Origin of the sequence: Flavobacterium sp. YO64, assembly GCF_004119505.1 — a bacterium.
Classification (GTDB): Bacteria; Bacteroidota; Bacteroidia; order Flavobacteriales; family Flavobacteriaceae; genus Flavobacterium; species Flavobacterium oncorhynchi.
The window spans coordinates 20,043-32,040 of record NZ_NRQV01000039.1 but is presented as its reverse complement, the minus strand read 5'-3'; the positions used below and the strand labels follow the sequence as shown (position 1 = coordinate 32,040).

The 11,998-nt window shown below is 35.1% G+C and carries 6 protein-coding genes; 4 read left to right on the top strand and 2 right to left on the bottom strand.

What is annotated here, in order from left to right; genetic code table 11:
• Positions 1-26: 26 nt before the first annotated feature.
• Both BOW57_RS18765 and BOW57_RS18760 read right to left on the bottom strand, forming a co-directional pair.
• Positions 27-1,151, bottom strand: a complete 1,125-nt coding sequence (locus tag BOW57_RS18765) for a glycoside hydrolase family 88 protein (RefSeq protein WP_129056492.1) — start codon at positions 1,149-1,151, stop codon at positions 27-29.
• A 22-nt stretch (positions 1,152-1,173) separates the two neighbouring features.
• Entirely contained in the window at positions 1,174-3,975 is a 2,802-nt protein-coding gene (locus BOW57_RS18760; RefSeq protein WP_129056490.1) for a glycosyl hydrolase, read from the bottom strand.
• Between the two features lie 445 nt (positions 3,976-4,420).
• On the opposite strand from BOW57_RS18760, the gene BOW57_RS18755 reads away from it, so the two are divergent.
• From BOW57_RS18755 to BOW57_RS18740, 4 genes are all read left to right on the top strand, one after another.
• A complete protein-coding gene (locus BOW57_RS18755) occupies positions 4,421-7,564 on the top strand; it encodes a TonB-dependent receptor (RefSeq protein ID WP_129056488.1) in 3,144 nt (1,047 codons plus the stop codon).
• 6 nt (positions 7,565-7,570) lie between these two features.
• Positions 7,571-9,106: a RagB/SusD family nutrient uptake outer membrane protein gene (locus BOW57_RS18750; protein ID WP_129056486.1), complete on the top strand. Its 1,536-nt coding sequence runs from the start codon at positions 7,571-7,573 to the stop codon at positions 9,104-9,106.
• 159 nt (positions 9,107-9,265) lie between these two features.
• Positions 9,266-10,795: a sialate O-acetylesterase gene (locus BOW57_RS18745; protein WP_129056484.1), complete on the top strand. Its 1,530-nt coding sequence runs from the start codon at positions 9,266-9,268 to the stop codon at positions 10,793-10,795.
• Positions 10,796-10,900: 105 nt separating this feature from the next.
• Positions 10,901-11,971, top strand: coding sequence for a glycoside hydrolase family protein (locus BOW57_RS18740; protein WP_129056482.1), 1,071 nt, complete (start codon positions 10,901-10,903; stop codon positions 11,969-11,971).
• The last annotated feature ends 27 nt before the right edge of the window (positions 11,972-11,998 follow it).

Genomic DNA, 11,998 nt, shown 5'->3' with positions numbered 1-11,998 from the left:
GCACGTTTTTGCGTGCCCATTTTTTATTATTTTAATTTATAAATTTCTGATCCTGCCAGTAAAAAACATCCTAAACCGTAATCTTCAAAATCAGGAATTTTATCATAGGATAATGGCTGACCGTCCTTAGGTTCTTTTCCAGTAGATTGCAAATAACCCAAAAAACCATTTGTGTGAAGACTTTCGGTTGTTATGGCTTTCCATGCCTTTTGAATTACAGGTAGATAAGTCTCTCTTTTTAAAATGCCGTTGTTTATTCCGTATGCTATTCCGTAAATAAATAGTGCGGTGCCGGATGTTTCTTTTTCTCCAAAATTTGTTGGATCATGCAGACTCACATTCCAAAATCCGTCTGCTCTTTGTATGGGAACTAGTGCAGCCGCCATGACCTTCAAATCTTTTACATATTGATCTCTATGGGGAGCATTTTCTGGAATAATAGTTAAAACCTTTGCAAGAGCTGCAATTACCCATCCATTTCCACGGCTCCAGTAGCAGTTTTTTCCATTTGGCTCTTTATAAGGCGGATCAAAATCTGCATCACGCCACCATAAACCTTCCTTAGGATTGAATAAACCGTTGTCTCCATGTTTGTTTCTAGAGAACATATACATTTCATACATTTTTTCAAAATAACGATTGTCTTTTTCTAAAACTCCCATTTTTGCAAAAACAGGCATTCCCATTTGAATAGCATCAATCCATGACCAGTCATTTACCTGAGGTGTATTTAAAAGCATATTAATGTTTGCCTTTGTATTTTTGAGCTTTTTAGAATCAGGTTCTAAATTATACAAATCGATATAAGTTTGTGCAGCGCAGTAATTGTCAGCGTTTCGGGTTACATTACCGCCATTAAATCCCCATTTATGAAATTCGGCCCATGCATAAGCATAATCATAAAATGAATCTTTAGGATAAATTTCATGCAGAGCCATTAATCCTTCGTAATATACCCCTCGAGTCCAGATATTGCTCGGGCGTTCTTTGTTTGTAATTATAGTTTTTCCAGTATCAGGCCATTTTTGCATAAAATAATCATTTGCAAGTATCATTTGCTGCAGCACCTGTTTTTTATCAAAAGGCTCTTGAGCATTTAAGCGGCTCAGCGAGAAAACAAATAGGAGTGAAAGAAAGAGTAATTTTTTCATTTTTCAATAGATGGTTATATAGTTAGTTTAGTTCTTTTAAAGGAGTTAGTGTTACTGGCCCTAGAAGCCCGGATGGCATTGGATTCCATTTTGTCGCATCAAATTTTTTGTAATCTTTGTCAACCATGTTTATTTCATGGAAGATTTTCCATTCCTGTCCTTTTAGTTCCATATCTCTTATTCTGTTTGCAGGAAGATTAGTGACCTCAATTTTCAAAATATTTTTACCCGGTTTTAGTTTTTGAATGTTCAATTTATACGGAACAGACCAAGCAGTACCAACAAAATCATTATTAATCCACACCTTGGCACTTTCTCGAACCTCGCCAAGATCAAGGCTCCAATGACTTATTTTAGGGTTTGGATTCTCAAATTGCAGCACATAAGCAGCTGTGCCTGAAAAAGCTTCGGCTTCAGAGTTTAATTTTGTCCATGATTCTAAGTTGGTAAGTGTAGTGCTTTGAGGTAATTGCGGCCCACCTTTTTCAAAAGTTAATTTCCAAGTTCCTGTTAAAGGAATTTGCGGAGATACTGTTTCGTAATATTTCCATTTTTTTTGAGAAGGGGTATTCTCCGTTTTTAAAAAATAGGATTGCCCGGGTTCTATTTTTATTTTAGCATAAGTTATTCCGTTTTTTTTGTCAACTTGAGCATTGCCGTATGCTTTTGTTAAAGGATCAAAAATAATGACTTCTTTATTTTCAATTTGCAGCGGAATAAAATCATCTATTGTTTTTGTAGTGTGATTTACTACATAATAAATTTTTTCACCGTCAACATCTCGTCGGATGAATTTTAGTCCTGTATTGACAAGATTTTCAGGCTCAATTTTGAAGTTTTCTAAAGTTTTTAAAACATCAGAAACAGGTTCAATTGTATTTTTATTTGAGGTTAAAAGATTTTGAAGATTTTGTTCTTGCGTTTTATAATCATTGAAACCTGGAACAGATTCCGGCAGACCTTCAAATAGGATTACTGCACCAGCTTTTTTTAGTTCGATTAGTTTTTGCATGGTTGCAAACGGCATTTTTTTGCAAGATGGAATAATCAATGATTTATAACGCACTCCAGAAACTATTAAATTCCCATTTGCAACTGTTGCTTCGGTGATAAAATTATCTGAGATAAAATCAACACTATATCCTTTTTTCATCAGGCTTTTTGTAGTATCATAGAAAGAAGTTCCGTACAGCCATTCTGATAGAGAGTGTATTTTGAATTGATAAAATAAATTTCCGTTTTGAAATTTATCCCAAGTATCAAATATGGGCCAATAGAGAAGGATTTCATTGTCAGATTTTCCTTGTTGAAGCATCGATTGACAATTTGAAATATAGGAAAACAAAGCGGGAGCATCTTCCCAAATTGTATTATTAGTATTAAAATTAACAGAGGCATAAAACTCCCATCCCGGCCATGCAGCGCGAGTTGGAGAGTAAGTAGAGCCATGAAGAAAAATATGATTAACACCATTTAGCATTAAATCTTCGGCTTCGGGTTTGCATTGTGAAAGTGCGGTTTTAAAATGTTCTCTCAGCCACGTGAAAGTTTCAGAAGAGACTAAATTTTTCCCTGAAATATGTGCTGCCGACGATGCAAATTTTAGCATTACTGGATCAGCATCGCCTTCACGAATATCTTCTTTCTCACGTCGGAAACCCGGAATATCAAATGGCATAGAGCCAAAAGTTTCGCATTCTGGAATATCAGCAGATGCGTACAAATCTATTAAATTGCCTGGTGAACCATGTGCCTGCAGTTTTGTTTTAAAATTTTTTGAATGTGCCCAGTTTGTCCATGATTTATCAAACTTATTGAGTAATAAATCGGCAATAGTCTGACGATAATCGCTTCTAATTCGATTTCCAATTTCATTATCAGTTTCATTCAATAAAATCGAAAGCTGTTTTTTTAAATCGTAACCTCTTAATTTTTGAAATTCTTCAAAGAAATTGGGCGTAAAATCGGTTCCGTAAACTTCAAAACTGTCATTAAAAACAGCTCTTATTTTTCCCTCTCGCCCCTTAAAAGCATTGTTAAAAGGAATTACATATGCATTTAAAGCTTCTGCTGAATAATGATCTAAGGTATAGCCTTTTCCTCCTGGAGCGGCTCTTTTTACCTGCTGTCCTGTTTTACCGCTAAATATGGCATAAATGGTATAATTGGTTTGTTTGGCTTTCCAGTTTAATCGGTTTGGTTCCATTTTATTTGGAAGCTTAATTGCAGATCCCTCAATTCCTTTATCTTTTGAAGCTGCTTTGTTTTTTTCGAGATTGTCTGTTAAATTTATATAAGAGCCGTCGCTTCCGTAAGCTACAACATATAAAAGTTCAGCAGGAGTTTTTTCTTTACTGCTGTCAAGCGTTATGTTTCGATCGAAAGTTTCATTTTTTTTAAGCGGATATTTTTCAACAATAAGTTTAGTTGCAGCATATGGCAGAGTAACATGTGATCCGCCATAAGGCCATCCAGTACCTAAAACCATATCGACCTGCATTTTCAGGCTGTCAGCAGTCTGAATAGTGTAATCCAGCATTTCCATCCACTTTGGAGAAAGATAATCTATATAATTACTTTCTTCTCCTTTTACACCATAGATAGGAGTGATTTCTACCCCGCCAATTCCTGCTTTATTAAAATCGATTAAAGTCTTTTTTAAATTTGGTTTATCAACAGCACTTCCCATCCACCACCAGCGTGTCCATGGCTGATTTATGTTTGTAGATTTTGGCCACGGTGAAGTATTGCTGCTCTGCGCAGAAAGGTTGTAATTACAAATAAAAAATAAGGTAATAAAGCAGAATGTTTGAAGTTGTTTCATTATTGATCTAAAAGATTTACCTGTTATTAAAATTTATTATTTTTTTGTAAAAACAGAATTCATAAAAACATATTTAAAATTCTCTGTACAAAAGTAAAAGTATAAGCAAACCATTAAAATGCTATCCTGTTGCGTCCTGTTTTTATTGAATATTGTAAAAATTAAATTAGCAACAAATAAGTTATAAAGTTTTTTAATTGATATTAATTTATGTGAAAAAATACGAATAGTGAAAAAATAATTTACTAAAATTTAGTATAATGTATTTGTGTATTTTGTGTGTAATTATCGGTTGTAAATCAAGCAGTTGAGTTGTTTTTTGTTAAAGTAAACTTAATGAAATTTTGTAATATATTGAAAGCTAACAGGATACTACAGGATGCTGTGAAAGTCGCTTCTAAATAAATTTGGTTTGAACTAATTACCTAACCAAATTTAACTTTTTATGAAAAACAAGCTTAATCTTTTGCTGATTATAGCCTTATGTTTACTAGTGTATTCATCAGGTTATGCGCAAGGAAAAACGGTTACAGGAACCGTTACTGACCCAGCCAAATTATCAATACCCGGCGTAAATGTAATTGTCAAGGGAACGAATAGGTCTACAAGTACTGATTTTGATGGAAAATACAGTATTAATGCTGCTCCAGGTGAGACTTTAGTATTTTCGTTTGTGGGATTTGTCAAGCAGGAAATAAAAATTGGCACTGCAGCAAGTTACAATGTTTCACTAGATGCAGAGAGCTCAAGCCTGAATGAAGTCGTAGTTATTGGTTACGGCACACAAAAGAAAAAACTAACTACCGGTGCTATTTCTGGAATTAAAACAGAGAATTTTACAGAACGTCCGATTTCGAGAATCGACCAAGGTTTGATTGGTCAGGTTGCGGGAGTTCGTGTAAAACAAACTACTGGATTACCAGGACAGCCTTTTAGTATTGAAATTAGAGGAGCTGGTTCGATCACAGCAGGAAATGAGCCTTTGTATGTTGTTGATGGATTTCCAATTTATACTGAAGGAAGCAACAGTAACGGATCATTCTCAAACGGAAGTCCGCTGGACAACATGAATCCAAATGACGTGGCTTCGATCGAAGTATTAAAAGATGCCGCAGCGGCTGCAATTTATGGTTCGAGAGCTTCAAATGGAGTTGTGATTATTACCACTAAAAAAGGTAAAAAAGGTAAAACAAAATTTACGTTTAATATGTATGGCGGGGTAAATAAAGAAGCAAACCGTGTAGATATGCTTTCATCTCAAGGATGGATCGACAGAGCTAAAACAATGATTGATGCACAATGGGTAGGTTCAGGAATAGCAGGAGCATCAGCAAGCCAATCAAATGCAGAACGTATTGCGGCTTACAATTTAAAAAATCCAACAGCCCCGCTTACAACAGCAAATACTAGATATTATACTTATCTGTACGATGACAGATGGGATATTCCGGGACATCCAGGATTAGATTATATCGATTGGCAGGATAAAGTTTTCCGCACCGGAGAATTCAATAACTATCAATTATCTGCTTCGGGAGCTACAGATGCTGTAAATTACTATGTGTCTGCCAATTATCAAAAAAATACGGGATACATTGTAGGTACAGATTATTCATTATTCTCAGCAAGAGCAAATGTTGATGTGAAACTATCAGAAAGCTTTAAAATGGGAATTAATTTAGCGCCTTCATATTCTATTAAAAATGATCCAGGAGTTGAAGGTAAAGACAATACGTTGTTTAAAGCACTTACTGCAACGCCAGTTTTTGAAAGCGCTTCGAATGCTGCCGGAGAAAAATATACAACAAGATACGCGTGGGGAAGTAGTACCACAAATATGTTGAACGCTTTAGCAAGAACAGGAAGAAACTCTATGTACAGAAATTTAATTTCTGGATATGCAAGTTATCAATTCGCTAAAAGTTTTACTTTAAAAAGTACTATTAACTTTGATAACTCTGATAATACTACTGAAAGCTACACGCCAAATGATGTAATAGCAAGTATTAGAGGAGCTTATAATACTTACAGAAGACAAAATATCGTTAATGAGAATACGTTAACATATGACAGAACTTTCGGAAGCCATAGTTTTAATGTGCTTTTAGGACAATCGTTCAACTCATACGAAATAACAAAATCAACACTTTCTTCAGGAGCACTTTATAATAGTTCAAGTATAGAAACGCTTCCAGCAGGATCAATCGGCTCTACAAATGCAGAGAAAAGTACGTTGTTGTCTTACTTCGCACGTTTACAATACAACTTTAAAGAACGTTACATTTTATCAGGAAGTATTAGACGTGACGGCTCATCTAAATTTGGTTCTGACAGAAAATGGGGAGATTTTTACTCTGTTTCATTAGGATGGAGAATTAAGCAAGAATCATTTTTAAAAGAGGTGAATTGGCTTAGTGATTTGAAACTTAGAGCAAGTGCGGGTACAAACGGAAGCAATAATATTGGCAGCTACGGATCTTATGCAACGCTTGGAACATTCAATTATTCAATAGGCGGCGCAGTAGCAATTGGTCAAGGAGCAGCTTCAATTCCAAATCCTACTTTACATTGGGAAGAATCAAAAAGTATAGATCTTGGAGTAGATTTTGGATTTATCAAAAACAGACTTTCTGGAACATTTGAAGTTTACAGAAAAAACAACAGCGAATTACTTTTAAGAGTTCCTGTTCCTGGAGATTCAGGGTTTCCTACTTATCTTACAAACATTGGAGAAGTTCAAAATCAAGGTTGGGAATTTGAGCTAAATTCATTAAATATTAAGACACCAAGTTTTGAATGGAGAACATCTGCAAACATAAGTCACAACGAAAATAAAGTATTAGCATTAGGACCAGATCAATCTAAAATTGAAATTAGTAACTCATTTGACGGAGGTGTACCATTTATTAAACTAGAAGTTGGAAAACCAATGTATACCATTTTTGGATTGAAACAAAATGGAGTAGTTACACAGGCTGATATTGATACTGGAGGCACAACTATTGGAGGAAATAAACTAGTATTAGGAGATCCTAGATATATAGATCAAAACGGAGACAAAAAAATCAATTCAGAAGACCGTGTTGATTTAGGAAACCCAACACCAAAATACACTTGGGGAATTACAAATAGTTTTAAATACAAAGATTTAGATTTAAATGTTTTAGTTCAAGGTCAAAACGGAGGAACGGTTTATGGTTTAACAGGTCGTGCAATTGACCGTACCGGAATGGGATCTGTAGAAAATTCATTAAATGTAGATCCAGCAGTTAGAGGAAACTGGAGAACTTCTTTTGGATATCAAGCTAATTCTGACTGGTTGTACAAATCAGATTATGTAAGTATCAGAAGTATTTCTATTGGATATAATTTAAGACAAGCCTTAAAAGGAATTACAAGAATTGATAATGCAAGATTATATGTAACAGGAGAAAACTGGTTCTACTGGAATAAATATAAAGTTGGTTTCAATCCAGAAGCAGTAAATACTTCAGCAAGTTCAAACAGTGATTTCTCTGTGCCTGTAGATTATGGTGGAGCACCTTTGGCAAAATCGTTAGTTATCGGACTAAACATTAATTTTAATTAAACAAAAATGAAAAAATATATCTTCATAGCAGCAGGTGCGTTAATATTGTTCGCACAATCATCTTGTACAGATGAGCTGACTCAGCTGCCTTTATCCCAAGGCACAATCGAAAATTTTTATGCAACACCGGGTGATTTTGTACAGGCAAGAAATGCAACTTATTCTGTTGCTTTTCACGGAGCAACCGTATATGGTTATGCAAACCGAGTAATGAATTTAAGTGAAACCAGATCTGATAACTTGATGGCAACAACAACAGCATCAAGAGATTGGGAAGGAATTAATAGTTTTTACACTTCTATCAGTTCAAATACTTATGTGAAAGAAGCATATCTTACAAATTATAATGCAATCTATAAAGCAAATCAGTTATTAGAAAAAATTGCAGAAAAAGGAGATGTGATTTTTACAAATCCAGCAGATAAAACCGCAATGGCTGCCGAGGCACGTTTTCTTAGAGCATTTTGTTATTTTGATTTGTTAAGATGGTTCGGACGTGTGCCATTAATTGACAGAACGATGACTGCCGGAGAAGCTTCAAAAATAAAAAGAACTGCAGTTGCAGATGTTTACAAACTGATTATTTCAGATTTAGAATTGGCAATTCCAGATTTGCTTCCTTCTTATGATAATGCAAATTACGGACGTGTTACAAAATATGGAGCAAAAGCACTTTTAGGACTTGTTTATATGACTCGTTCAAGCCCAACTTACGGAATTGACGGTGCAATGTTAGGTTTAAATGAATGGGACAAAGCCTATCAACAGTTAAACGATATTAAGTTGAGCGGTTTATATGCTTTTGGTACAGATTATGAACCCATTTTTAAAACTGAAGGAAATGCTAATAAAGAAAACGTATTGACTATTTCTTATACACAAAATATTTCGACTCCTGTAGGCGGAAACTTTATGGTAGAGTTAGGGTACGAACCTTATTTTGCCTCTGTAAATTTATCAGCACAAGGAGCTTTAGAAGCAAGACCAATTTCAGCTGGTTTCATGAAATTGTTTACAGCCGCTGATAAAAGACAACTTTATGGTATTGCTACAAGTTATACTGTAGCTTCTGGAACTTACAAAGGAAGTTACACCCTGCCGGTTTTCAAAAAATACATCGATCCTGCCAGATATGGAAACGGACGTGAAGATTGGGGAGTTGATTTTATGATCACTCGTTATACTGATGTTTTGATGCTTATGGCAGAATGTACGCTTCATGGCGGCGGCGGTACTCAGGCAGATGTTGATGCTATTGTTAATAGAGTAAGAACCAGAGCTGGTGTGCCCGCAAATGCTGTAAACATTACTTTAGATCAATTATTTGAAGAAAGAAGAAAAGAGTTTTTTGCAGAAGGAACAAGATGGTTTGATTTAATTAGATCAGGAAAAGCAGTGGCAACTATGAACGCTTGGAGAATTGCTGAAGATACCGAGAATAAAATCCGAACAATCGATAATAACTCATTATTGTATCCAATTCCGTTACAAGAACTTCTAGCAGTTCCAGGACTTTATGATCAAAATTTAGGTTACGATTAGTAATTAGTATTTTTTTTATATATTTTTTGTTTTTAAAAAGCTGTCTTTTTCAGACAGCTTTTTTAGGTTTTACGTGTAAAAAAAACAGGTAAGCACAGGATGCAAAAAAAGAACAGCTAATTTAAATTTAAAGTGTTACTTAGATAAAAAAAACTAACGATGAAAAATCCAAATAAAATTCTGTTACTTTTATTGGTTTTGAGTGCAAAACTCTCACTTTCAGCTCAGGTAAAACTTCCAGCTCTAGTTAGCGATAATATGGTTTTACAACAAAATGCAAAAGTTAATTTATGGGGATGGGCTTCTCCAAATGAAAAAATAAACATTCAATTAGGGTGGTCAAATCTTCCAGTAAATGTTACTGCTGATGCCGAAGGAAATTGGAAAACAACAGTTGATACTCCAAAAGGAGGAGAAACGGCATACAATATAACAATCGAAGCTTCTAACAAAATTACGCTGAAAAACATTCTTATTGGCGAAGTATGGCTTTGTTCTGGTCAGTCAAATATGTTTTTTCCTGTTGGAAGAGAAGAAGGAACTTGGAAAACAGGCGTCAAAAACTATGAAGAAGAAGTAAAAAATGCTGTTTTTCCTAATATCAGACTTTTTACAGTTGCACTCAATGCAACGGTAAAACCACTCGAAGATGTTACAGGAAGCTGGAGAATCTGTTCGCCTGAAAGTATTAAAACATTCTCGGCAGTTGCCTATTTCTTTGGAAGAGATTTGTATCAAAAACTAAACGTGCCAATCGGATTACTATCTACTTCTTGGGGCGGCACCAAAGCCGAAGCTTGGACAGCGCAAAATGTTTTAGAAGAAGATGTTGCTTTCCTGCCTATTTTGCAAGAAGATGCAAAAAACGAAAAAGTATATCAAGAAAAGCTGGAAGCATATTATTTAGCACTTACAAACGAACGAATTGCAAGCGCAGCTAATGCTCCAAAATCACAATTAAAAAAGCCTAAAAAAGAACCCAATAAAACTTCGTATGTTTTGTACAACGCTATGCTTCATCCTTTAGTAAACTACACGATAAAAGGAGCAATTTGGTATCAAGGCGAGAGTAATTCAGGAAAAGCCTATTTGTATCGAAGCTTATTTCCAACCATGGTAAAAAGCTGGAGAGATGAATGGAAACAGGGAGAATTCCCATTTTATTATGTGCAGATAACACCGCATAAAGGACAAAATGCCGAAATAAGAGAAGCCCAATTAATGTCTTTAAAAACAATACCAAACAGCGGAATGGTAGTTACAACAGATGTTGGAGATGCACAAAATATTCATCCAATAGACAAACAGACAGTTGGTTATAGATTAGCCCTTATCGCAAGAGCTAAAACGTATGGAGAGAATAAACTGGTGTATTCAGGGCCTATTTTTAATCATATGAAAATCAAGAAACAAAAAGTACAATTGTTTTTTGATTATGCCGATTCTGGATTAAAGAAAACGGATGATACTTTGAAAGAATTTGAAATTGCAGGAAATGACCAAGTTTTTTATCCTGCCGAAGCAAAAATTGAAGGAAAAACAATAATAGTCACTTCGCCTAAAGTAAAAGAACCCGCAGCCGTTCGATTTGCTTGGAAAGCCGTTCCAGAACCTAATTTGTTCAACAATGAAAACTTACCCGCTTCTCCTTTTAGAACAGATGAATGGATAATAGCTGAAAAGAAATAAAAACGTTTTTTGAACACATAGAAACATAGTTTATAGAACTTAATAAATCTGCTCAATCTGCGTGAGAATATTTAAGACATAAATATAAATCTGAATAAAAGCCAAATGAATAGAAGACAATTTATAATTGGAAATTCTCTTGCTGCCATTGCGATGTGTCTTCCGTTTTCGGCAGAAGCCAGTGCTTTTTTCGACGATCCAAAACTCTCAGATTTTGAGAAAAGACTTCGACCAGTTGGACGTGCCTTAGAATTTGAAGATTATTATGTTTGGTGCAACAGTCCAATTGAAGGGCCAGATGGCAAGATTCATGTTTTCTTTTCTCGTTGGAAAAAATCAAAAAGCATGAGCGGCTGGATAAACGGTTCTGAAATTGCACATGCAGTTGCCGATAAACCAGAAGGGCCTTACGAATATGTCAGCACTATTCTAGCGCCAAGAGGCGAAGGTTTCTGGGATGCGACAACCTGCCATAATCCAAGTATTCATTTTGTAGACGGAAAATATGCGCTTTTTTTCATGGGAAATTCGAACGGAAAAATGGATACAAAACGAATTGGTTTAGCAACTTCAGATTCGCTTTACGGTCCTTGGGAACGACTAGATAAACCATTGTTGCAGCCTGGAGAACAAGGCGCTTGGGATGACTTACTAACCACAAATCCATCTTTTTTAAAACATCCAAACGGCGAGTATTGGCTTTATTATAAATCATTAGATACAGAGAATTATGTTCATCCAAAATTCCCTATTAAAGGAAACAGAAAATACGGATTGGCAATTTCTAAATCTTTGACAGGCCCTTATATAAAATACAAAAACAATCCATTGATTGATTTTTCAAAATTAGGAGATAACAAGCAATGTGAAGATGCTTTTGTATGGTATGAAAATAAAAAGTTCAAAATGCTGGCGAGAGACATGGGGGTTTTTGGAATGGATTACGGACTTTATATGGACTCCAAAGATGGGATTCATTGGAGTGATCCGCAAATTTCATATCAGCCTTTAAGTAAATATGTAAAAGAATCAGAAGCTCCGAAACATTTAAATCGATACGGACGCGCAGAACGTCCTCAATTATTATTTCAAAACGGAAAAGCAACTTATTTATTTACGGCATCGCAAGGTGGAAAATATGAAACTTCATCAGCGTTTATTTTTAAAATCGTTTAGATGAAATTTTAAATCAAACAGTTTAAC

Bases quoted from the DNA above. Each gene is read 5' to 3' on its own strand.
- BOW57_RS18745 (WP_129056484.1), top strand. From the start codon at position 9,266: ATGAAAAATCCAAATAAAATTCTGTTACTTTTATTGGTTTTGAGTGCA.
- BOW57_RS18760 (WP_129056490.1), bottom strand. From the start codon at position 3,975: ATGAAACAACTTCAAACATTCTGCTTTATTACCTTATTTTTTATTTGT.
- BOW57_RS18740 (WP_129056482.1), top strand. From the start codon at position 10,901: ATGAATAGAAGACAATTTATAATTGGAAATTCTCTTGCTGCCATTGCG.
- BOW57_RS18750 (WP_129056486.1), top strand. From the start codon at position 7,571: ATGAAAAAATATATCTTCATAGCAGCAGGTGCGTTAATATTGTTCGCA.
- BOW57_RS18755 (WP_129056488.1), top strand. From the start codon at position 4,421: ATGAAAAACAAGCTTAATCTTTTGCTGATTATAGCCTTATGTTTACTA.
- BOW57_RS18765 (WP_129056492.1), bottom strand. From the start codon at position 1,151: ATGAAAAAATTACTCTTTCTTTCACTCCTATTTGTTTTCTCGCTGAGC.